This is a genomic window from Streptomyces sp. NPDC007983 (assembly GCF_042958345.1).
GTDB lineage: Bacteria > Actinomycetota > Actinomycetes > Streptomycetales > Streptomycetaceae > Streptomyces.
In genome coordinates this window covers 16,099-37,168 of sequence record NZ_JBIBJI010000026.1, presented here as the reverse complement: position 1 = coordinate 37,168, position 21,070 = coordinate 16,099, and the positions used below count along the sequence as shown (strand labels likewise).

The following is a 21,070-nucleotide window of genomic DNA, read 5'->3' as shown; positions in this document are numbered from 1 at the left end:
TCTCCGTATGGCTCTGTACGCGCCCTGGCAGGCGGGGCGCGGACCGAAGAACCCTACGGAGGACCAGCTCATGAGTGAACGGTTCACTCCTCCCATCCAAGCCCTTCCGGACGGGGATGCCGAAGTCCGTCTGGTGCTCCATCTGCCGTGGGACGTGGTGTCCGCACTGGGTCAGGAGGCCGGGCGGCTGGCCGCCCAGATGCACCGGCCGGTGAGCCTGGACGAGGCGGTCAGCCACCGGCTGCGCACCCAGGCCATGGGCGCGACCCACGCCAAGCCGCCCCAGCTGGAGCGGAACCAGCCCGCGCCCACGCCGTCCCCCTCGGCGCAGCCCGCGCCCCGCTCCCCCGGCGAACAGGCCCGCCAGGCGATCGACAAGATCAACGGTTCCGCCCCCTCCTCCAACGGCAGTCAGAACGGGGCCACGCACGGCGGGGCCGGTCAGGGCGGCTCGCAGAGCGGCACCGAGACCTCCGGCCCGCCGCCCGGTGCCACCACCGCGGACACCCCGCCCGCCGACCGCGGAATCCTGGAACGGCCCGCCCGGGCCACCGGCCCGGTGAACGGCACCGGGCACGGCCCGGGGTCGCTGAACGGCACGGCCACCGAGATGCCGAGATGAGCACCACGGCGTAGCCGCCGTATGCGTGAGGGTGCCGTCCGGCGCGGACGGCACCCTCACGCATACGTCAGCCGCCCCTCAGACGACCTTGACGACGTCGAGCGACCGGTTCAGGAAATCGACGAGCTGCCGCACCCTGATCTCGTCCGCCGTGTCCAGCTCGATGGTGATCCTTCGCAGCCCGTCGACGGGCGCGGCGACGTCCATGGTGAGCACGTCGAACTGGCGATGCGCCAAGATCAGGGAAACCCGGGCCACCGCCAAGGGCACGGCGACGACATCGAGGCGCAGGAGCGTTGCTGAGTGTGTTGCGGCTGGCATGAGGACACGGTTTCAAGGGTGCGGGCCGCGCACAACAAAAGTGCGCGCAGCGATGCGCGGACGCTCTTTGCGGGAAGTCCATCGGGGCGAGGAGTGACCGTTGCGGGAAGTGCCGCTTACACTTGCGGCATGTCGGCGCCCGTACATCTCGACTCGGTCGATCTGCGGATCCTGGAGCTGTTGCGAGCCGACGGGCGGCGCACCGTTCGGGACATCGCTCGCCTGGTGCAGCTCTCCCCGGCGCCGGTCCGGCGGCGCATCGCGCGCCTGGAGGAGTCGGGGGTCATCACCGGCTACACGATCACCACGGATCAGGCCAAGCTCGGCCAGGGCCTTCAGGCCGTCACCGAGCTGCGATTCACGGGGGACACGGACATCCACGACATCGTGGAGTTCGCGTCGACGCTGCCGGAGGTCGACGAGGTGCTGACGCTCACCGGCGATGTGGACGCACTCGTCCGGCTGCATGTCGACAGCGTCGACGACCTGCAGAAGGTGGTCAACCGGTTGCGCCGCAAGGGCGCCGGTGTGCTGCAGACGAAGACGCTGATCGTCATCGACTCCTGGCAACGCGGAACGCCCGTGCCCTGAGCGGGTCAGGGCACGGTGCGGGACCGTTCAGGCCTCTTCGTCGTCCATGAGCGCGAGCAGCGGCTCCCGCTCGTCCTCGGGGACGTAGACGGCGTAGTACTCGTAGAGCTTGCGCCGCGAGATGCGGGCCGCCGCCGGGCCGTCCCCCTGCCGGATCGCCTCCAGCACCTCCTGGTGGTGCTGGAGCGACTCGCGCATGAGCGCCGTGCTGTTGTGCGCGTGGACGACCTTGTCCGAGATCAGAGTGAGGACGGCGCCCCGGACCACCTGGTTGCAGACCTCGATGAGGGAGTTGCGGCTGGCCACCGCCACCGCCTCGTGGAAGGCGACGTCCGCCTTGCTGAACTCCTCGTACCCGGTCTCGATCGCCTCCGACATGACGGCGAGCGTCCGTTCCATGGCGGACAGCTCCTCCTCGGAGCGCAGCCGGGCCGCCAGCAGGCTCGCCGACCCGTCGAGGATCATGCGGAACGAGATCAGCTCGGCCATCGACATGTTGTCGAACTGGACGAGCCGGGTCATCTCCTTGGTCAGGCCGGCCGGTGAGAACGGCAGGATCTCCGGGCCGTTGGGGTCCCCCGGGCGCGAGCGGACGAGTCCGTTGCTCTCCAGCACGCGCAGGGCCTCCCGCACGGTGGGCCGGCTCGCCCCGAACTGTGTCACCAACTCCCGCTCGCTCGGCAGCCGCTGACCGGGCTTCAGGTCACCTCGCGCGATCGCCTGCTCGATCTGTTCGACGATGCGCTGGTAGAGCCGTACCGGCGAGACCTGCCGGAACTGTGCCCCGTCGCTCAAGGCTTCTCCCCTTCGGGCGTGGTCGATGTCGTCTTCTTCTCCCCCGTGGGCGCCCCGAGGGCGTGGTCCGGCCAGCGCGGGACCGCCTCGGCAGGCCGGTTCCGTTCGTACCATGCCGCCGCCCGCAGGACGCCGAGATCATCGAAACGGCGCCCCGAGATCTGCACCCCGATGGGCCGGCGGTCCGCCATGAAACCGCAGTTGACGGTGGCCGCGGGCTGTCCCGACATGTTGTACGGCGCGGTGAAGCCGATGTGCGCCATGGTCTTCGCGTCCCCCGGGAACGGCATCGGCCGCTCGGCGGGGAACGCCGCCACCGGGGCCACCGGCGAGAGCACCAGATCGTAGGGGAGCGTCGCCGCCACGGTCCGCGCCTGGATGCGCATGATCTGCTGGTAGCACTGAAGGACCTTCGTGCCCGGTATATCCGCGCCGCCCTGACACCATCGGATGATGTGAGGGTGGACGCGCAGCCGGGCCTCGGGGGTCAGCTCGCGGAAGTCGTTCCAGGACCGCACCCGCCAGAACAGGTCCAGGTCGTCCAGGAGCTCTTGGGTCATGAACCGCTCGACGGGCTCCACGACGGCCCCCGCCGCCTCGAAGACCTCGGCCGCGTGGTTCACCGCGGCCAGGATCTCGGCGTCGCACGGCTCCCCGCAGCCCGCCTCAAGGTGGACCCCCACCCGCAGTCCCCGCACCCCGCCGTCCAGCGCCGACCAGTCGATGTCCTGCGGCGGCAGGCTCGACCAGTCCCGGGGATCCGGCTGACTCAAAACCCGCATGAACAGGGCCGCGTCCGCCACGGTGCGCGTCAGGGGACCGGCCGCGCGCCCCAGGTACGGGGTGTCCAGCGGGATCCGCCCGTAGCTGGGCTTGAGCGTGGCGAGGCCCAGCCAGGTGCCCGGCAGCCGGATCGACCCTCCGATGTCGGTGCCGACGTGGAGCGGGCCGTATCCCCCGGCGGCCGCCGCCCCCGCGCCGGAGCTGGAACCGCCGGTGGTCCACTCCGGGTTCCAGGGGCTGCGGGAGATGCCGTGGCGGCTGGAGACCCCGGAGGAGAGCATGCCCCAGTCCGGCATCACGGTCGACCCGAGGATCACCCCGCCGGATTCGAGGACCCGCGCGGTGATGGGCGCGTCCGCCTCGGGGAGGACCGGCTCGGTGCCCGCGTTGCCCGAGGGCATGGGCACGCCCCTGCGGGCGACGTTCTCCTTCAGGGTCACCGGCACGCCGTCGATGAGCCCGAACGGTTCACCCGCGGCCCATCGGGCCTCGCTGGCCTGGGCCGCCTTGCGGGACTCGTCGGGATCGCGCACCCAGAACGCGTTGAGCACACCCTCCCGCGCCTCGATCACCGACTGGACGGCGTCGTGCACCTCGACCGGCGACAGCGTGCGGTCGGCGAATCCGGCGATCATCTCGACGGCCGGTATGGCGGCCAGGTTCTGTTCCGTGAGCACCCGCACTCTCCTTCGGTCGCGATACCCGGGGCGTTCGAACCCTTGACAGGAACAGCTTCAGTCGCCACGGTACCTGGCAAGTGAGCTTACTGGTCAGGCCAGTCATAGCGGAAGGGTGGCGTCGATGACGCGGGACACCAAAGTCGTACGGCTCGCGGTCATTCCGGGCGACGGAATCGGCCCGGAGGTCGTCGCGGCGACCGTGCCCGCGGTCCGGGCCGCCCTGGAGGCCGACGGCCACCGGCTCGATGTGACCTCGTTCGACTGGGGAGGCGAGCGGTTCCTCCGGCAGGGCGCGGCGATGCCGGCCGACGCGGCCGACCAGGTCAAGAAGACGGACGCCGTGTTGTTCGGCGCCGTCGGACGCCCCGATGTGCCCGAGCACGAACTGGTCTGGGGCCTGATCATCGGCCTGCGGCAGCAGCTCGACCTCGCCGTGAACCTGCGCCCGGTGCGCGCGTTCCCCGGCGTCCCCACCAAGGTGCGCGACACCGATGGCGTGGACCTGGTGATCGTGCGCGAGAACACCGAGGGCGAGTACGTCGGCGCCGGCGGGGTGGCGCACGCCGGGAGCGGACACGATCTCGGCATCGAGGTCGCCGTGCACTCCCGTCGGGTCATCGAGCGGGCGGCGCACCAGGCGTTCGCCCTGGCCGGCCGGCGGTCGGGCCGCCTGTGCCTGGTGACCAAGTCCAACGCGATGCGTTACGGCTATCCGCTGTGGGACCGGGTGGTGCGCGAGGTGGGCGAGCAGTATCCGCACGTCCGGCTGGAAACCGTGCTGGTCGACGCGATGGCCGCCCGCATGATCCAGGCGCCGCGCTCCCTCGACGTGCTGCTCGCGAGCAACCTGTTCGGCGACATCCTCTCCGATCTCGCCGCGGTGCTCGCCGGTGGTATGGGCATGGCGCCCAGCGCCAACGTCCTTCCGGGCGCGGATGTGCCGGGCATCTACGAACCCGTCCACGGCTCCGCGCCCGACATCGCCGGGAAGGGCGTGGCGAATCCGGTGGCCTGCATGCTCTCCGGAGCGATGCTGCTCGACGACCTCGGGCACATCACCGCGGCGCGCCGCATCCGGGAGGCGGTGGCGGACACCTTGCGAGATACCAGGCACCACACGGCCGACCTCGGTGGCACCGCCACCACGGCGGACGTCGCAACAGCCGTTCTGCACGCGATGGAAGGCCAGGAGTAGCACGGATGAGACATCACAAGCGGCTGGCGCGGCGCCCCGGGGCGGTCGCGGCCATGCTCGCATGCCTGCCGCTGGCAGCCTGCTCCGCCGGATCCACGGCAACCGGCAGTGCGGGGAAGAACTCCCTGAACATCGGCCTCACCGCCGAGCCGGCCAACTTCGACTTCACCAAGACCGAAGGTGCCGCCATTCCGCAGGCACTGCTCAACAACGTCTACGAGAACCTGGTGAAGCTGGACCAGTCCGGGAAGATACGGCCCCAACTGGCCACGTCCTGGAGCCTGTCCAAGGACCGCAGGACATACACGTTCCACCTGGTGAAGAACGCCACGTTCAGCAACGGCGCACGGTTCACGGCCGAGGACGCCACGTTCTCCATCGAACGCGTCAAGACCGACTGGACGCTGGTGCAGAAGACCCAGATGGATGTCGTGGACTCGGCGCGGGCGGTGTCGCCCACTGAACTCAAGGTCACCCTGAAGAGGCCGAGCAACGACTGGCTGTACCGGATGACCACCCGCGTCGGCGCGATGTTCAGCCGGACCGGCGTGCGCAAGCTGGCCACCGAGCCGGTGGGCACCGGCCCGTACGTGGTGAAGAAGTGGAATCGCGGCGACTCGATCACGCTGGCCCGTCGCAACGGCTACTGGGGGCGCGAACCGCACTTCGCGTCGGTCACCCTCAAGTACTTCAAGGACCCGACGGCGATGAACAACGCGCTGCTCACGGGCACCATCAACGTGATCGGCCAGATGCAGTCCCCGGAGTCCCTGTACCGGTTCCAGAACAACTCCAAGTACAAGGTCATCGAGGGCACGACCAACGGCGAGGTGGTCCTCTCCCTCAACAACGGCTCGGGCCCGATGAAGAATCCGAAGGCCCGCCAGGCGGTCCGCTACGCCATCGACCACAAGGCCCTGATGGACACCTGCTGGGCGGGCCGCGGCAAGCTCATCGGCAGCATGGTCCCGCCGACCGACCCGTGGTATCAGAACCTCACCAACCTGTATCCGTACGACCGCGACAAGGCCGAGAAGCTCGTGAAGGAGTCCGGCGAAGCCGGGCGTACGCTGCGGCTGCGGATTCCGACACTGCCGTATGCCACCGCGTGCGGCACCGTGGTCAAGAGCCAGCTGGAACAGGTGGGGTTCAAGGTCAAGCTGGACCAGCTGGAGTTCCCCGCCGCCTGGCTGTCCACCGTGTTCAAGAACGCCGACTACGACATGTCCATCATCGGCCACGTGGAGCCCCGCGACATGCAGACGGTGTTCGGGAACAAGACGTCCTACATCCGCTACGACAACCCCACGTTCCGGGCGTTGCTGGCGAAGGCGGACCAGGGCACCCGGGAGCAGCAGATCACCCACATGCGAGCGGCCGCCCGGCTGCTCTCCAAGGACGCGGCAGCCGACTGGCTGTTCCTGCTGCCGAACCTGATGGTGGCGGACAAGGACATCACCGGTCTGCCCGTGAACTCCGTGACCGAGTCACTGGACCTCACCGGCCTGGGCCGGTCCTGAAAGGCGGCGTGAACCAATGATCGTCCGTCTCGTACAGCGGGCCGGGATCCTCCTGGCCAGCCTGGCCGTGAGCTCCGTATTGGTCTTCGCGTTCATGGCGGTGCTGCCGGGGGACCCGGCCCGCGTCGCCCTCGGAACCAGTGCGTCGGACTCGGCAGTGGCGCAACTGCGCGAGCAGTTCGGGCTCGACCGGCCACTCGTGGCCCAGTACCTCCACTGGATACACGGGCTGCTGACCTTCGACCCGGGGGACTCCTACATTTCCCACGCCCCGATCGGCCCGCAGCTCGCCGACCGCCTCCAGGTCACCCTGTGGCTTGTCGGCACCGCCATGGTGATCGCCCTGATCCTGGCCGTCCCCATGGGCACGCTCATGGCCGTGCGGCACCGCAAGCCCTCCGGGCTCCTCCTCTCGGCCGTCTCCCAAGTCGGCGTGGCCGTCCCGGCGTTCCTCGCGGGCATCCTCCTGATCACCGTGTTCGCGGTCGGGCTCGGATGGCTGCCCGCGAACGGCTGGACGCCCCCGGTGCAGGATCCGGTGCTGTTCGTCAAACAACTGACCATGCCCGCGCTGGCCCTCGGCATGGTGCAGGCGGCGGTGCTCACCCGCTACGTCCGCAGCGCCGTGCTCGACGTCCTCCGGGAGGACTATCTGCGCACCGCGCGCGCCAAGGGACTCCGCCCCACGCGGGCGCTGCTGCGGCACGGGCTGCGGAACGCGTCGGTGCCCGTGGTCACCGTCCTGGCGCTGCAGCTCGCCACGCTGCTGGTGGGCTCCGTCGTCATCGAACGGGTCTTCGTCATCCCCGGGCTCGGCAGCCTGCTGCTCGACAGCGTCGCCAACCGGGACCTCATCGTGGTGCAGGACGTGGTCATGATCATCGCAATGGCGGTGCTGCTCGTGAACTTCGTGGTGGACATGGTCTATCTCCTGATCGACCCGCGGCTCAGGGGAGGTGCGGCATGAGTGCTCTCGACGCCGAAGCCACCGTCGCGTCCGCGGCGCCCGCCGCCCGCCGACGGCGCCGCCCGGTCACGGGCAGCCTCCTGGTGGGCGGGCTCATCGTGGCGCTCGTGATCGGCATGGCGCTGCTGTCCTTCGTATGGACCCCGCACGACCCGACCCTGGTGGATCCGGCGGTGCGGTTGCAGGAGCCGTCGGCCGAGTACTGGTTCGGCACGGACAAGTTCGGCCGCGATGTGTTCAGCCAGATCCTGATCGGCTCGCGCACCACGCTGTTCGTCGGCTTCGTGGCGGTGGGGGTCGCCGCCCTGATCGGGGTGCCCCTCGGCATCGTCGCCGGGATGGGGCCCCGCTGGTTCGGCGAGCTGCTGATGCGCGGCAACGACCTCCTGCTCGCCTTCCCGGCGCTGCTGCTGGCCATCATGTTCGCCGCCGTGTACGGCGCGGGCACGCTGGTCGCGATGATCGCCATCGGCATCGCGTCCATCCCCCATTTCGCCCGGCTGATCCGCGGCGGGACCCTGCAGGTGATGCAGACCGAGTACGTCACCGCCGCACGCGCGGCGGGACGCGGGCCGTTCGCGATCGCGGTGCGGCACGTTCTGCCCAACGTCAGCAGTCTCGTCATCGTGCAGGCGTCGGTGGGTTTCGCCATCGCCGTACTCGCCGAGGCCGCGCTGTCCTTCCTGGGCTTCGGCACCCCGCCGCCCACACCGTCCTGGGGCCGGATGCTGCAGGAGAGCCAGGAGCTGCTGTCCATCGCTCCCCGGCTCGCGGTGTTCCCGGGCCTCGCGATCGCGGTGGCGGTGCTCGGATTCAACCTGCTCGGCGACGGGCTGCGCGACCGCTTCGACCCCAAGCTGGAGGACCGCCGATGACCCCGGTACCTGAGACGGGACCGGCCGCCGCCGCCCATGGCTCCCCCGATGACGTGCTGGCCGTGCGGAACCTCGACGTCACGGTGGGCGGCCGCACGCTCGTCGAAGATGTCGGTTTCACCATCAGGGCGGGCGAACGCGTCGGCCTGATCGGCGAGTCGGGCTCGGGCAAGTCGCTGACCGCTCTGAGCGTCATGGGCCTGCTCCCCGAGGGGGTCCGTGCCACCGGTTCGGTACGGCTCGCCGGAGTCGGCCACGACCTGGTGGGCGCCGATGAAGGGCGCATGTCCCGGGTGCGGGGCAAGGAGATCGCCATGGTCTTCCAGGAGCCCATGACCGCCCTGAACCCCACCATGAAGGTCGGGCGGCAGATCGCCGAGGTGCTGCTGATCCACCGGACCAGGCCCGACCGGGCGTCCGCCCGCGCCGCCGCCGTGGAACTGCTCGCCCAGGTGGGGCTTCCCGACCCCGAGACCGCCGCGGACGCCTATCCGCACCAGTTCTCCGGCGGCCAGCGGCAGCGGGTGGTGCTGGCCATCGCCCTCGCGAACGACCCCGCGCTCCTGGTCTGCGACGAACCCACCACCGCGCTCGACGTCACGGTGCAGGCGCGGGTGCTCGACCTGATCGTGCGGGGCGTGCGGGACCGCAGGTCGGCCATGCTCTTCATCACCCACGACCTGGCCGTGGTGGCCACCGCCTGCGAGCGGGTCATGGTCATGTACGGCGGCCGGCTGATCGAATCCGGCCCGGTCCGGGAGGTGTTCACCCGCCCCCGGCACCGCTACACCCAGGGCCTGATCGGCGCCTCGGACCTGACCGCGGTCGACGACCGAGGGCGGCTGGCCACGATCCCCGGGTCGGTTCCACCGGCGGGGCAGTTCCCCGCCGGATGCGTCTTCAGAAACAGATGCGCCCAGGCGACCGAGGAGTGCGCCACCCGGCCGGACTGGGTCCCGACCGGGCCGGACTCCGGCTACGCCTGCTTCCACCCGGTGCCCGACGGCGGCGCGCCCGGGACCGGCACCCCTGCGAACCTGGAGGCCGGCCGTGGCTGAGCAGCCGACCAGCACCCCCCTCGCGCCCGGGCCGCGGACCGGCCCCGTGGACGCCGTCAGCGTCCGCGACGTCACGCGCGACTACCGGCGGGCCCGTACCTCGCTGCGCCACCCCAGCCCGCCCGTGCACGCCCTGCGCGGCGTCAGCTTCACCGTCCCCCAGGGGCAGCGGTTCGGCATCGTGGGCGAGTCGGGATGCGGCAAGTCGACCCTGCTGCGGATTCTGGCCGGGCTCGACCGGCCCACCAGCGGCAGTGTCGCGATCGACGGCCGGGACATCACCGGGCTCCGCGAGAGACAGCTGAAGTTCGTCCGCGAGCGGCTGCAGCTGGTGTTCCAGGACCCGATGAGTTCGCTGGACCCGCGCATGCGCGTCGGCGACATCGTGGCCGAGCCGCTGGTCGCGCAGGGGCACGGGAACCGCCGGGAGCGGGTGGCCGAGTTGCTGGAGGCCGTCGGCCTGGGCGCCGACGCGGCGAACCGCTATCCGCACCAGTTCTCCGGCGGCCAGCGGCAGCGCATCTCGATCGCGCGCGCCCTCGCGCCCCGTCCGAAGATCATCGTGGCGGATGAGCCGGTGAGCGCCCTGGACGTGTCCGTACGGGCCCAGGTGCTCAACCTCATCGCCGACCTCGTCGAGGAGCTGTCCCTCACGCTGGTCTTCGTCTCCCACGACCTGTCCGTGGTCCGCCATGTGTGCGACCGGGTCGCGGTCATGCACGCCGGACAGATCGTGGAGACCGGGGCCACGGAGCAGGTGTACGAGGACCCGCAGCATTCCTACACACGCAGGCTGATCGCCGCCGTTCCGACCCTGGGCAAGGCACTGTCCGGGGTGTCGGCGGCCGACCTCAACCGGGAGTAGCGACCGTGACCACCCAAGTCCCATCCGGCGACGGCGAATCCCCCGCGGGGAAGGAGTTCCCCGCGGGCCTTCCCATCGGCGACAGCTGGGTGGCGGCACCCGCCACCGAGGACGTCCGCTTCCCCTACGACGGGACACTCGTCGCCCGGGCCCCCGTCGGGGACACCGGCCTGGCACGCCGGGCGGTGGACGCGGCCCTCTCCGTCCGCGAGAGGGTCGGACGACTCCCCTCGCACACCCGCAGGGCCGCGCTCCTCGCCACCCACGAGGCGGTCGCCTCCCGGCGCGCGGACTTCGAGCGGCTTCTGGTCCTGGAGACCGGAAAGCCGCTGGTCGACTGCCGTGTCGAGGTGGATCGCACCCTGCTGACCCTGCTGACCGCGGCCGAGGAAGTGGCCCGGCTGCACGGGGAGACGGTGCCGCTGGACCTGCTGCCGTCGGGTGAGGGGCTGCTCGGCTTCTGGACCCGTAAGCCGATCGGCGTGGTGGTGGGCATCGCGGGCTTCAACTACCCGCTGCTGCTCGCCGCGCACAAGATCGCGCCTTCGCTGGCCGCCGGCTGCCCGATCATCGCCAAGCCCGCCCCGCAGACACCGCTGGCCACCCTGTGGCTGGTGCACCTCCTCCGCGAGGCCCTGAGCGCCCACGACGCGCCGCAGGCGGCGGTGCAGCTGGTGACCGGCGGGCCCGAGGTGGGCGTCGCGCTGACCACCGACCGCCGGATCGGGGCGGTGTCCTTCACCGGTTCCGCCGCCGTGGGCCACCGGATCGCCCGGGACGCCGCCCCCACGAAGGTGCTGCTCGAACTCGGCTCCAACGCCGCCTTGGTGGTGGCCGCCGACGCCGACCTCGACGCCGCCGCCGACGCGGTCGTGCGCGGCGGGTACTACGCGTCGGGCCAGGCGTGCATCAGCGTGCAGCGGGTCATCGTGGTGGACGCCGTACGGGAGGAGTTCGTGGCCCGTCTTACGGAGCGAGTGGCCCAGGTGGCCGTGGGCGATCCCCGCGATCCGGCGACGCGTGTCTCGGCACTCATCGACGAGCGGTCGACCGAGCGGGTGCGCGCGTGGCTGGCGGAGGCGGTGGAGGCGGGGGCGTCACTGGCGGCCGGAGGCCAGGTCACCGACGGGGTGATCGAGCCCACCGTACTGCTCGATGTGGACCGCGCCCTCTCCGTCTGGGACGAGGAAGTGTTCGGCCCCGTGGTCGCCGTACGGTCCGTCCCCGATCTGGAGACCGCCTTCGACGTGGTCAACGACTCGCGCTACGGACTGCACGCGAGCGTCTACACCAGCGCCCTGGACACGGCGTTCACCGCTCTCGACCGCCTGGAGGTGGGCGGAGTGGTCGTCAACGAGGTCCCCGGTTTCCGCTCCGACGTCATGCCGTACGGCGGCGTCAAGGACTCCGGGGCCGGAAGGGAAGGCCCGAGGTTCGCCATCGAAGAACTCACCGTGACCCGTATGGCAGTGATCCGTCCGACGACGAAGCCGTGAGGACCATGCAAGCAAAGGACCACACCGATCCGGTGGACGCGTACTCCCGTCTGTTCAGGCTCGACGGCCGCAAGGCCGTCGTGGTGGGCGCGGGCAGCGGAATCGGCCGCGAGAGCGCCCTGGCCCTCGCCGCGCACGGCGCCACGGTCGTGTGCGCCGACCGTGACCTGACGGCGGCCACGGCGACGGCGTCGATGGGGCCGGGCCTTGTCCCGCACGCCCTCGACGTGCTCGACGGCGAGGCGGTGGCGCGGGCCGCCGAGGAGCTGGGACCCGTCGACGTGCTCGTCTTCACCGCCGCGACGAACGTGCGCAAGCCCCTGCTCGACTACACGGCCGAGGAGTTCGAGCGGGTCGTGGCGCTCAATCTGCGCGCCTCCTTCGACCTGGTGCGGGCGTTCGGCCGTGGCATGGCCGAACGCGGCGGCGGAAGCATCATCGGCTTCAGCTCGATCCGCGCGGTGGCCGTCGAGCCGGGACAGGGCGTGTACGCGGCCACGAAGGCGGGCCTGGTCCAGATGCTGCGGACCGCGGCGGCCGAGCTGGGCCCGTCGGGGGTGCGGGTGAACACCGTCGCCCCGGGCATCGTGGACACCCCGCTGACCGCGCAGATCAGGGCCGTACCGGAGTGGTCGGAGGCCTACGCGTCCAAGAGCGCCCTGGGCCGCTGGTCCCGGCCGGACGAGCTGGCCGGTGCCGTCGTCTACCTCGCGTCGGACGCGTCGTCCTTCGTCACGGGCAGTCAGCTCTTCGTGGACGGCGGCTGGACGGCGATCGACGGACGCTATACGCCGCCCAGCTGACAGGCGGCGCCGGGCACACCTCAGGCCCCTCATCCGGGTGTTTCACCCCGGAAGAGGGGCCTGGTGGTGTCAGGGGCGCGGATCAGTCGATGCGCTCGAAGGGTACGGTGCCCTCTTCGTCCGGCGCGACCGTGAACACGACCTTCTCGAACGCGCCCGTGAACGCGAACTCGCCGTCGTAGCCGGGCGAGGAGGGCGACAGGGTGTCCCGGCCGACGTCGAGGCCCTGCCATCCCAGGAAGTGCGGGAGCACCCGCGGAATGTCCTCGGTGCCGACCGGCCTTCCCGACACATACAGGTGGCCGACGCCCCGCATGTCACCGGTCTTGACGAACTCGAAGGTGAGCTCCGCCGGGCCGGTCGGGAGTTCCTCGGTCGAGGTCACCGTGTACCGGGTGCCGAGGAAGTTGTACTCGTACACCAGCCGGTTGTCCTTCACGTACAGGACGTATCCGCTGCTGATGTTGCCCAGGGACACCAGGACACCCTCGTCCGACGCGGCGGCCCGGTCGACGTAGGCGGTGATGCGGTGCGCGCGGTTCATCACCGGTGGCACCGCGGCGATGGGCAGGTGGGCCATACCGGGGTAGTAGGTGAAGGTGGTGCGCCTGCGCGGGGAGCCGGGGCGCGGAATCTTCGCCCGGTAGGCGAATCCGTTGTCGTCCAGCGGCAGCACGTCGTACTTCCCCGCCTCCACCCAGAAGCGGGCGATCATCTTCTGCAGTTGCTCGGGCCGGGTCTGCGCCAGGTCCTTGCACTCCGAGAAGTCGGTGTCGTGGTGGTACAGCTCCCACTGGTCCGCGTCGAAGGACGTTCCGCGCTGGTGGAAGGCGACGGCCTTCCAGCCGTCGTGCCAGATGGCGCGGTGCCCGAACATCTCGAAGTACTGGGCTTCCTTGCGCGTCGGCGCGGTCGGCGAGCCGAAGGTGTACGCCATGCTGACGCCGTGGATCGGCAGCTGCGGGATGCCGTTGTAGACCTCGGGCGCCCGCACACCGAGCAGGTCGAAAAGGGTCGGGACGATGTCGTTGACGTGGTGGAACTGCTGCCTGACCTCGCCGGTGCGCGGCAGCCCCCGGGGCCACTGCACGATGAGCGGGCAGCGGACACCGCCTTCGTGGGTGTTCTGCTTGTAGCGCTTGAACGGTGTGTTCCCGGCCTGCGCCCAGCCCCAGGGGTAGTTGGCGTGAGCGCGCTCGGTGCCGATGTCATCGATCCGCGCGACCATCTCGTCCAGGTCCTCGGCGATGCCGTTCTGGAACGCGGTGGGGTTGAGCGACCCCTTCTGCCCGCCTTCCTGGCTGGCCCCGTTGTCCGAGAGCAGGATGGTGATGGTGTTCTCCATCTGCCCTATCCGCTCCAGGAACTCCATCAGCCGGCCGATCTGGTGGTCGGTGTGGTCGAGCATCGCCGCGTACGCCTCCTGGAGGCGTACCGACAGCTTCCTCTCGTCGTCCGACAGCTCGTCGAAGGGAACGACCCCGGGGTTGCGCGGCGCCAGCTCGGTGCCGGGCGGCAGGATGCCCCGTTCGATCTGGCGGGCGTGCCGGGTGGCGCGCTCGGCGTCCCAGCCGTGGTCGAAGCGGCCCCGGTACTTGTCCAGGTACTCCTGGGGTGCCTGGTGCGGGGCGTGCGCCGCGCCGAATGCCAAGTACAGGAAGAAGGGCTTCTCCGGAGTGACGGACGTCTGGTCGCGGACGAATTCGATCGACCGGTCGACCAGGTCCTCGCTGAGGTGATAGCCCTCTTCCGGGGTCTTCGGCGGATCCACGGCGTGGTTGTCGTAGAACAGCTCCGGATGGAAGCTGTCGGTCTCGGCTTCCAGGAATCCGTAGTAGCGCTCGAACCCGCGCGACAGCGGCCACTGGGTGTACGGCCCGGACGGGGTGGTCTGCTCCATCGGCGCCAGATGCCACTTGCCCACGGCCATGGTGTTGAAGCCGCTGTCGCGCAGCACCTCGGGCAGGGTCGCGGCGGCCGTGGTGATCCGTCCGCGGCCGCTGGGGAAACCGGTGTCGAAGTTGGACAGCATGCGCATGCCGACCGAGTGGTGGTTCCGGCCGGTCAGCAGGGAGGCACGGGTCGGCGAACACAGCGTCGTGGTGTGGAAGTTCGCGTAGCGAAGGCCACCGGCGGCGAGGGCGTCCATGGCCGGGGTGTCGATGTCCGAGCCGAAGCAGCCGAGGTCGGAGAAGCCGACGTCGTCGAGCACGATGACCACGACATTGGGCGTGTCCTCGGGAGGTGTTCGCTGCTCGGGCCACCACGGAGTGGACTCGTCGTAGGTGGTGCCGATCTTGCCTTGGAAAGTCCCGCTCGCGGACGGCGGATGCGGGGAGGCGTTGGTCATCCAGGACGCTCCTTTGCGCGGCCGGCAGACCCTGGAGTTTCGCCCGGGAAAGGCTCCAGTTAACTGGCCTTACCAGTAATCTGGGCGTCAGTCTCGCCCGCTCCCGTTGCCTGTGTCAACCACCGTCCACCCCCGGCCGGTGGCCGGGGAGACCGTCAGCGGGCCCGGTTCGTCAGGGGGTGCCGGGGAGGTCCGCCGCGCAGCGGAACCCCATGTGCCCGGTGCTGCTGTCGGGTGTGTTGGAGGTGCGGGCGGCGACGCGGTAGCGGTTGCAGTACGAGGCGTGGCACAGATAGGAGCCGCCGCGGATCACCCTCGCCTCCCCCGTGGGAGGTCCGGCCGGGTCCTGGCGGGTCTCCGGGCGGTCGGCCGCGTGCCATGTGGTGCTCCACCAGTCGGAACACCACTCCCACACGTTGCCCGATGTGTTGTACAGGCCGAAGTTGTTGGCTCGGTAGGTCTTGACCGGCGCGGTCCCCAGATATCCGTCCTCGCCGGTGTTGACCTGGGGAAACTTCCCCTGCCAGATGTTGCAGCGGTGCTTTCCCCGGGGGAGCAGCTCGTCGCCCCAGGGAAAGCGGGAGCGTTCCAGACCGCCACGCGCCGCCCTCTCCCACTCCGCCTCCGTGGGCAGGCGCTTGCCCGCCCATGCCGCGTAGGCGGCCGCGTCGCGCCAGGAGACGTGGACGACGGGGTGGTTCTCCAGCTCGGTCCATGACGATCCCGGCCCGTAGGGGGCCCGCCAGCACGCGCCGTCGACCGCGAGCCACCAGGGCGCCTGCGCCACCGTGCCGTCCCGCACCATGCGCCGGGCGCCGGGGTGGACGAGTGCGTAGAACACGAAGGACCAGCCGTAGCGCTCGGCATCGGTCCGGTAGCCGCTGCCGCGCACGAACGCCGCGAACTGCCGGTTGGTGACGGCGGTCGCGTCGATGAGGAACGGCGACAGCCGTACCTCCCGGACCGGGCCCTCACCGTCCTCGGGAAACTCGTCGGCGTCGTCGCCTCCCATCAGATACGCCCCTCCGGGGATGCGCAGCATGGCGCGCAGCGCTTGTGCCCGGTCCCGCTCCGGGGCCTGGACCCCCGGCGTGGCGGACGGCTCGGGAATCTCCTGGCCGCCCCCTGAGCTGGGGGCGCAACATGCGCCTGACATGGTTCCTCCGACCGCGGCTGGTGTTCCGTGGGCTCGAGCGTACGGCCCGTTCAGTGTGCCCCGGTGGGCGTCCCGGTCGGCTGCTGGGATACGGCCGTGGCGGTGCGCCGGAACCCGCTGGGGCTGATGCCCCGGATCCGTTTGAACGCCGCGCTGAAGGCGAACGCGTCGGAGTAGCCCACGGCGCGGGCGACTTCGGCGACGGTGGCGGCCTCGCGCTCGGCCAGCAGGTCCGCCGCGAGCGTCATGCGCCAGCGGGTGAGATAGGTCAGCGGCGGTTCGCCGACCAGCTCGGCGAACCGCTTCGCCAGCGTGGAACGCGACACCCCGGTCCGGTCGGCCAGCGAGGAGACCGTCCACGGCGCCGCCGGTTCGGTGTGCAGCAGGCGCAGCGCGTCGCCGACCACGGGGTCCCGCTGGGCGGCGTACCAGGCGGGCGGCTCACCGCCGGGCCGGTCGAAATACTCGCGCAGCGCGCACACCAGCATCCAGTCCAGCAGCCGGTCGAGGACCACCTGCTGGCCCGGGGTGTCGGCGGCGACCTCGGCGGCGAGGTGGTCCCAGATGGGGTCGGACTCGCCGCCGGGAGGCACCCGCAGCACGACGGGGAGCGCGTCCAGCAGCCTGCGGCTGATCTCGCCGTGCACCGGGTAGGCGCCGACGATCAGCGTCGTCGCGCCGTCGTCCGCGTCGCCACGGTCGTTCCAGCCGCGGCGGTGCCGGGTTCCGCCCTGCTCGGGCGTCGCGCAGTGCTCGCCGCACGCGACGGGTTCGGCCCGGGTGCCGACCTCGTCGACGAAGGTGAACGGCGCGGGGCCCCGCACGATGACCGTCTCACCTGCGCGCAGTCGTTCGGGCGGGCGATGCTCCGGCACGATCCAGCCCGCCCCGGCGATGACGGTGCACAACGTCAGCGGCGCGCCGTCCACGAAGCGCAGCGCCCAGGGCGGGGACAGGGTCGAGCTGCCGAACAACGAGCCCTGGGCCCGTACGCCGCGCAAAAGGTCACCGAACGCGTCCATCCCCATGAGGCTAGACGATGGCAAAGGCAATCCGGCTTTTCGCCCATGGATTCGTCCGGGTGGAGGCCGTTGACTGCTGCCATGAGCAACGACAGCAACGACACCGTCCTCGTCCTCGGCGCCACCGGCAAGACCGGCCGGCGGGTCGCCGCCCGCTTGCGGCTGCGCGGCACGCAGGTGCGTGCCGCCTCCCGATCCAGCCGGACCCGGTTCGACTGGTCCGACCCCCACGGCTGGGGCCCGGCCCTGCGGGGCGTCACCGCCGTCTACGTGGTGCCGCCGCCCGTGCCCGGCCCGGTGCACGCGTTCGTGGCGCGGGCCGAGGCCGCCGGTGTGCGGCACCTGGTCCTGCTCTCCGGGCACGGCGCCGACACCTGGGGCGACTCCGCGTTCGGGCTGGACATGCGCTCGGCCGAGGACGCTGTGCGCGGCTCGGCGCTGGACTGGACCATCCTGCGCCCGTCGAACTTCAACCAGAACTTCGACGAGGACCTCTTCCATGCCCCGCTGATCGCCGGCGAGTTGGCGCTTCCGGCCGGTGCGGTCCCCGAACCGTTCATCGACCTCGAGGACGTCGCCGATGTCGCGGCCGCGGTGCTCGCCGAGCCCGATCGGCACGCCGGGCGGGTGCACGAGCTGACCGGGCCGCGCGCGCTGACCTTCGCCGAGGCCGTCGAGCTGATCTCCCGCGCGTCCGGTCTGCCCATCGCCTACACACAGATCTCCCCGGCCGAGTACACCGCGGCGCTGATGAAGGAGGGCTGGGGCGAGGACGACGCCCACCACGTCACCGAGATGTTCGTGCTGATGGAGCGCGGGGTGATCGCCGGGACGACGGACGGCGTCGCCACCGTGCTGGGACGCCCGCCCCGGACCTTCGAGGACTACGTCCTGCGGGGCGCGGCGGCCGGAGCCTGGCGCCGATGACCCCTCCGGCGACCGGCCCCGGCGCGGATCACTGGGCGGAGACCTTGTGGACGGCGGTGTCCTCGGGGTTCAGCCGTCGCCCGTCCGCGGACAGCACTTCCAGTGCGCGGAGGCGATGCCCCTGTTGGCGGTCGACCAACTCCGAGTGCGGTTCGCCGGGATCGAAGAAGTTCTGTTCGCCCCACTGCCGCAGCGCCACGATGACGGGGAAGAGGGCCTCGCCCTTCGGAGTCAGTACGTACTCGCGGTAGGCGCTGCCGTCCGAGGCGGGGACGGTTTCGAGGACACCGCCCGCGACCAGGGTGCGCAGGCGCGCGGTGAGGATGTTCTTCGCCACGCCGAGGCTGCGCTGGAACTCCCCGAAGCGACGGCTTCCGTCGAAGGCGTCCCGCACGATCAGCAGGGACCACCAGTCGCCGATCGCGTCCACCGACCGCGCGACGGGGCATTCGCTGTCGTCGAAGCGCGTCCTGGTCACCATGACGTCCCTCATTCTCACGTGGTTGCAACATGCTACCAGAGAAGCTACCGTCGCCACCGGTAGCAAGATGAAACCAGAATGCGGGGAGGGGTGTGCTGATGCCCGGCGAGGGTGACGCCACAACACGACGGACCGAGGCCCGAAGTGGGGAGGGGCCCGCGTTCGTCCTGTCCCGAGGCGTCGTCACGCTGTTCGCCGTCGCCTGCGGGGCGGCGGTGGCCAACGTCTACTTCTCGCAGCCGCTCCTGGTGACCATGGGCCATGACCTCGCCATGCGTCCGGCACTTGTCGGCAGCGTGGTCACCCTCACGCATGTCGGATACGCACTGGGGCTCTTCTTCCTCGTACCGCTGGGCGACGTGGTCGACCGCAGACGGCTCATCGTGACCCAGCTACTGCTCCTGGTGGTGGCGCTGACCGTGGTCGCCGCCGCCCGCACGGCGGCGACCCTGCTCATGGGCATGGCCGCGGTGGGGCTTCTCGCGGTCGTCACGCAGACGCTGGTGGCCTTCGCGGCATCGCTGGCCGCTCCCGCCGGGCGCGGACGGGTCGTCGGCCTGGTCACCAGCGGCGTGGTCATCGGAATCCTGCTCGCCCGCACCGCGTCCGGCCTCTTGGCCGACCTCGCGGGCTGGCGCTCCGTCTACCTCGCCTCGGCGTCGCTCACCGCTCTGCTCGCCCTGGTCCTGTACCGAGTGCTGCCACACCACAGTGGCGCTCCGCCGACGACCCTGCGCTACGGACAACTCCTGCGCTCCACGATCACCCTGTTCGCGCGGGAGCGACTGCTTCGGCTCCGGGCCGTGTTCGGCCTGCTGATCTTCGCCGCCTTCAGCACCCTGTGGAGCAGTGTCGCGCTGCCGCTCAGCGAGGACCCGTACTTCCTGTCTCATGGCGCGATCGGGGCGCTGGGGCTGATCGGTGTCGCCGGCGCCCTGGCCGCGACCGTTGCGGGCCGCCTGAACGACCGCGGACTCTCCCAGCGGACCACCGGCATCGCCCTGGCACTGCTCGCCGCCTCATGGTTGCCCCTGGCCTTCACCCGCAGCTCGCTCTGGGCCCTGTTCGCCGGGGTGATCCTTCTCGACCTCGCCGTGCAGGCGGTCCATGTCACCAACCAGACCCTGATCTACGCGCTGCACCCGGACGCGGGCAGCCGCCTCATCGGCGGATACATGGTCTTCTACTCGATCGGCAGCGCCACCGGCGCCATCGCCGCCACCTCCCTCTACACGGCCGCCGGCTGGGGCGCCGTATGCGCACTGGGTGGCGCGTTCAGCTGCCTCGGGCTCGTGCTGTGGGCGTTCACACGTCACAGCACTCCGCGCGCCCTACGACGGCGACGCCGCTGCGCTCACTCACCCACCGCGACGTAGCGCCGGACCGTGCCGTCGCCGGGCTCGTAGGCATACGCTTCGCCGGCGTCGGTGTCGACGTGGACGCCCGCCGCCTCCAGGGACTCCTTCAGGCGGGTGCGCATCTCGTCACTGAGGAAATTGTGGTGCAGGTCCAGCGTCGTGAGGTGGGTGAGCGGCTGGCCCGTCAGCAGCGCGGCCGCACCGTCGTCGGTCAGCGTGCCCATGGACACGCTGAGTTCGTCGAGCCGCGCCACGACGGGCGCGGCGGCGAGGGCCGTGCAGATGTCGTCCTGTATCTCGCTGTTGTGCAGGGCCAGATGCTTGAGAGCCGGCAGCCGGGTGCCGGCCAGAATCGGCGCGAGGTCTGCCACTTCGCAGTCGCCACCGTACTCCCTGCGGCCCAGCCACAGGTCCAGGTGTTCCAGCGCGGGCAGGTCGCTGTCCGCCACACCACGGACCACTTCGGCGGGCAGGCCACCGGATTCCACCAACAGCCTGCGCAGCCGCTCGTGGCGCACCGCGGGAAAGCTCAGCTGCCATCCGCCGCGCACACCGAACTCCTCCAGCTCCGTGAAGGCGTTCAGCAACGGGGTCACCTCGCCCTGGTTGATATGGGAGATCTCGCACTGCTCCGCGACGATGTCGGCGAGGAACAGCGCGCGCAGGGCGGGCAGCCGGTCATGCGCCGCCACCAGGGCCTCGATCACCTCCTCCGGACCGGTGTCGTGGATGTCCTCCCAGCAGCCCACGATCAAAGCGCGCACCCGCGAGCTGTCGATGGTGGTGAGGAACCGGGTGAAGGTCTCCGTCCACAGCTCGGGGCCGGAGTAGGGCTCCACGGTGATACGCCAGGTCACCGCCCCGGGAGCCGGCAGACCGGCGGCGTCGTGCGGGTCCTTCACCGATTCGGGGAAGTCGACGACGGGCAGGCCGTGGTATTCCTGCAGGTGGTCCATGATGCCCATGTATGCCCGTTCCCTCGATGCGTGCCAGTGGATGACTTTGCTCGCCGAACGCCCGGCACGCGTGATGAGCGTGGCCAGGCGGTGCAGTTCTACCAAACCCCACCGACAGCTCCCGCATACGCGGGCGCCACCACTCCGCCTTGTGGACACCCACAACCCGGCACACCGCGCGGGCGGGAGAAAAGCGACACACTCCGGCCGGTTTCTCCGGACACACATCCCGGCGTCGAGCACATCGTG

20 protein-coding genes are annotated in these 21,070 nt (G+C 70.6%); 12 read left to right on the top strand and 8 right to left on the bottom strand.

All coding sequences use genetic code 11. The features are described 5' to 3' along the window. The first annotated feature begins 70 nt into the window (after window positions 1-70). Window positions 71-622 (top strand): hypothetical protein, encoded by a 552-nt coding sequence (locus tag ACFZCY_RS40740; protein ID WP_391185568.1) that lies wholly within the window; start codon window positions 71-73, stop codon window positions 620-622. 78 nt (window positions 623-700) lie between these two features. Here the strand turns inward: ACFZCY_RS40740 and ACFZCY_RS40735 are convergent, their stop codons facing one another. Then, window positions 701-943: a hypothetical protein gene (locus ACFZCY_RS40735; protein WP_391185565.1), complete on the bottom strand. Its 243-nt coding sequence runs from the start codon at window positions 941-943 to the stop codon at window positions 701-703. Window positions 944-1,072: 129 nt separating this feature from the next. Here ACFZCY_RS40735 and ACFZCY_RS40730 point away from each other — a divergent pair, with 129 nt between their 5' ends. Further along, a complete protein-coding gene (locus ACFZCY_RS40730) occupies window positions 1,073-1,534 on the top strand; it encodes an Lrp/AsnC family transcriptional regulator (RefSeq protein WP_361482571.1) in 462 nt (153 codons plus the stop codon). A 27-nt stretch (window positions 1,535-1,561) separates the two neighbouring features. On the opposite strand, the gene ACFZCY_RS40725 is transcribed toward ACFZCY_RS40730, so the two are convergent. Continuing rightward, entirely contained in the window at window positions 1,562-2,329 is a 768-nt protein-coding gene (locus tag ACFZCY_RS40725) for a GntR family transcriptional regulator (protein WP_391185562.1), read from the bottom strand. Then, a complete protein-coding gene (locus ACFZCY_RS40720) occupies window positions 2,326-3,789 on the bottom strand; it encodes an amidase (protein ID WP_391185560.1) in 1,464 nt (487 codons plus the stop codon). Before ACFZCY_RS40720 ends, ACFZCY_RS40725 begins: the two co-directional genes overlap by 4 nt. A 124-nt stretch (window positions 3,790-3,913) precedes the next feature. Here ACFZCY_RS40720 and ACFZCY_RS40715 point away from each other — a divergent pair, with 124 nt between their 5' ends. Genes ACFZCY_RS40715 through ACFZCY_RS40680 form a run of 8 tightly spaced genes read left to right on the top strand, consistent with a single transcriptional unit; the run spans window position 3,914 to window position 12,571 of the window. Continuing rightward, on the top strand, window positions 3,914-4,987 hold the full coding sequence (locus ACFZCY_RS40715; RefSeq protein WP_391185557.1) for an isocitrate/isopropylmalate family dehydrogenase: 1,074 nt from the start codon (window positions 3,914-3,916) through the stop codon (window positions 4,985-4,987). Between the two features lie 5 nt (window positions 4,988-4,992). Beyond that, a complete protein-coding gene (locus ACFZCY_RS40710; protein ID WP_391185554.1) occupies window positions 4,993-6,507 on the top strand; it encodes an ABC transporter substrate-binding protein in 1,515 nt (504 codons plus the stop codon). 16 nt (window positions 6,508-6,523) lie between these two features. After that, a complete protein-coding gene (locus tag ACFZCY_RS40705; protein ID WP_391185551.1) occupies window positions 6,524-7,474 on the top strand; it encodes an ABC transporter permease subunit in 951 nt (316 codons plus the stop codon). Further along, window positions 7,471-8,349, top strand: coding sequence for an ABC transporter permease subunit (locus tag ACFZCY_RS40700; protein ID WP_391185548.1), 879 nt, complete (start codon window positions 7,471-7,473; stop codon window positions 8,347-8,349). Before ACFZCY_RS40705 ends, ACFZCY_RS40700 begins: the two co-directional genes overlap by 4 nt. Continuing rightward, window positions 8,346-9,407: an oligopeptide/dipeptide ABC transporter ATP-binding protein gene (locus ACFZCY_RS40695; protein ID WP_391185545.1), complete on the top strand. Its 1,062-nt coding sequence runs from the start codon at window positions 8,346-8,348 to the stop codon at window positions 9,405-9,407. Before ACFZCY_RS40700 ends, ACFZCY_RS40695 begins: the two co-directional genes overlap by 4 nt. Further along, on the top strand, window positions 9,400-10,272 hold the full coding sequence (locus ACFZCY_RS40690; protein WP_391185542.1) for an ATP-binding cassette domain-containing protein: 873 nt from the start codon (window positions 9,400-9,402) through the stop codon (window positions 10,270-10,272). Before ACFZCY_RS40695 ends, ACFZCY_RS40690 begins: the two co-directional genes overlap by 8 nt. 5 nt (window positions 10,273-10,277) lie before the next feature. Next, a complete protein-coding gene (locus ACFZCY_RS40685) occupies window positions 10,278-11,768 on the top strand; it encodes an aldehyde dehydrogenase family protein (protein WP_391185539.1) in 1,491 nt (496 codons plus the stop codon). A gap of 5 nt (window positions 11,769-11,773) precedes the next feature. After that, window positions 11,774-12,571, top strand: a complete 798-nt coding sequence (locus tag ACFZCY_RS40680; protein ID WP_391185537.1) for an SDR family oxidoreductase — start codon at window positions 11,774-11,776, stop codon at window positions 12,569-12,571. Between the two features lie 82 nt (window positions 12,572-12,653). Here ACFZCY_RS40680 and ACFZCY_RS40675 read toward each other — a convergent pair whose 3' ends face one another. The 3 genes from ACFZCY_RS40675 to ACFZCY_RS40665 form a co-directional block, all read right to left on the bottom strand. Then, window positions 12,654-14,921: a sulfatase-like hydrolase/transferase gene (locus tag ACFZCY_RS40675; RefSeq protein ID WP_391185534.1), complete on the bottom strand. Its 2,268-nt coding sequence runs from the start codon at window positions 14,919-14,921 to the stop codon at window positions 12,654-12,656. A gap of 172 nt (window positions 14,922-15,093) precedes the next feature. Next, window positions 15,094-16,077, bottom strand: coding sequence for an SUMF1/EgtB/PvdO family nonheme iron enzyme (locus ACFZCY_RS40670; protein WP_391185531.1), 984 nt, complete (start codon window positions 16,075-16,077; stop codon window positions 15,094-15,096). A 50-nt stretch (window positions 16,078-16,127) separates the two neighbouring features. Next, the gene (locus ACFZCY_RS40665; RefSeq protein ID WP_391185528.1) at window positions 16,128-17,099 is read right to left on the bottom strand and encodes a cupin domain-containing protein; all 972 of its coding nucleotides are present in this window, start codon (window positions 17,097-17,099) and stop codon (window positions 16,128-16,130) included. Between the two features lie 81 nt (window positions 17,100-17,180). Between ACFZCY_RS40665 and ACFZCY_RS40660 the strand changes: the two genes are divergently transcribed. After that, window positions 17,181-18,026: an NAD(P)H-binding protein gene (locus ACFZCY_RS40660; protein ID WP_391185525.1), complete on the top strand. Its 846-nt coding sequence runs from the start codon at window positions 17,181-17,183 to the stop codon at window positions 18,024-18,026. A gap of 28 nt (window positions 18,027-18,054) precedes the next feature. Here ACFZCY_RS40660 and ACFZCY_RS40655 read toward each other — a convergent pair whose 3' ends face one another. Next, window positions 18,055-18,507: a winged helix-turn-helix transcriptional regulator gene (locus ACFZCY_RS40655; RefSeq protein WP_391185522.1), complete on the bottom strand. Its 453-nt coding sequence runs from the start codon at window positions 18,505-18,507 to the stop codon at window positions 18,055-18,057. A gap of 98 nt (window positions 18,508-18,605) precedes the next feature. Here ACFZCY_RS40655 and ACFZCY_RS40650 point away from each other — a divergent pair, with 98 nt between their 5' ends. Next, complete coding sequence (locus ACFZCY_RS40650) at window positions 18,606-19,883, top strand: MFS transporter (protein ID WP_391185520.1); 1,278 nt, start codon at window positions 18,606-18,608, stop codon at window positions 19,881-19,883. Here the strand turns inward: ACFZCY_RS40650 and ACFZCY_RS40645 are convergent. Next, window positions 19,862-20,830 (bottom strand): STM4015 family protein, encoded by a 969-nt coding sequence (locus ACFZCY_RS40645; RefSeq protein WP_391185517.1) that lies wholly within the window; start codon window positions 20,828-20,830, stop codon window positions 19,862-19,864. The genes ACFZCY_RS40650 and ACFZCY_RS40645 overlap by 22 nt on opposite strands. Between the last annotated feature and the right edge of the window lie 240 nt (window positions 20,831-21,070).

Bases quoted from the DNA above. Each gene is read 5' to 3' on its own strand.
- ACFZCY_RS40740 (WP_391185568.1), top strand. From the start codon at position 71: ATGAGTGAACGGTTCACTCCTCCCATCCAAGCCCTTCCGGACGGGGAT.
- ACFZCY_RS40735 (WP_391185565.1), bottom strand. From the start codon at position 943: ATGCCAGCCGCAACACACTCAGCAACGCTCCTGCGCCTCGATGTCGTC.
- ACFZCY_RS40730 (WP_361482571.1), top strand. From the start codon at position 1,073: ATGTCGGCGCCCGTACATCTCGACTCGGTCGATCTGCGGATCCTGGAG.
- ACFZCY_RS40715 (WP_391185557.1), top strand. From the start codon at position 3,914: ATGACGCGGGACACCAAAGTCGTACGGCTCGCGGTCATTCCGGGCGAC.
- ACFZCY_RS40710 (WP_391185554.1), top strand. From the start codon at position 4,993: ATGAGACATCACAAGCGGCTGGCGCGGCGCCCCGGGGCGGTCGCGGCC.
- ACFZCY_RS40705 (WP_391185551.1), top strand. From the start codon at position 6,524: ATGATCGTCCGTCTCGTACAGCGGGCCGGGATCCTCCTGGCCAGCCTG.
- ACFZCY_RS40700 (WP_391185548.1), top strand. From the start codon at position 7,471: ATGAGTGCTCTCGACGCCGAAGCCACCGTCGCGTCCGCGGCGCCCGCC.
- ACFZCY_RS40695 (WP_391185545.1), top strand. From the start codon at position 8,346: ATGACCCCGGTACCTGAGACGGGACCGGCCGCCGCCGCCCATGGCTCC.
- ACFZCY_RS40680 (WP_391185537.1), top strand. From the start codon at position 11,774: ATGCAAGCAAAGGACCACACCGATCCGGTGGACGCGTACTCCCGTCTG.
- ACFZCY_RS40675 (WP_391185534.1), bottom strand. From the start codon at position 14,921: ATGACCAACGCCTCCCCGCATCCGCCGTCCGCGAGCGGGACTTTCCAA.
- ACFZCY_RS40670 (WP_391185531.1), bottom strand. From the start codon at position 16,077: ATGTCAGGCGCATGTTGCGCCCCCAGCTCAGGGGGCGGCCAGGAGATT.
- ACFZCY_RS40665 (WP_391185528.1), bottom strand. From the start codon at position 17,099: ATGGACGCGTTCGGTGACCTTTTGCGCGGCGTACGGGCCCAGGGCTCG.
- ACFZCY_RS40660 (WP_391185525.1), top strand. From the start codon at position 17,181: ATGAGCAACGACAGCAACGACACCGTCCTCGTCCTCGGCGCCACCGGC.
- ACFZCY_RS40655 (WP_391185522.1), bottom strand. From the start codon at position 18,507: ATGGTGACCAGGACGCGCTTCGACGACAGCGAATGCCCCGTCGCGCGG.
- ACFZCY_RS40650 (WP_391185520.1), top strand. From the start codon at position 18,606: ATGCCCGGCGAGGGTGACGCCACAACACGACGGACCGAGGCCCGAAGT.
- ACFZCY_RS40645 (WP_391185517.1), bottom strand. From the start codon at position 20,830: ATGGGCATCATGGACCACCTGCAGGAATACCACGGCCTGCCCGTCGTC.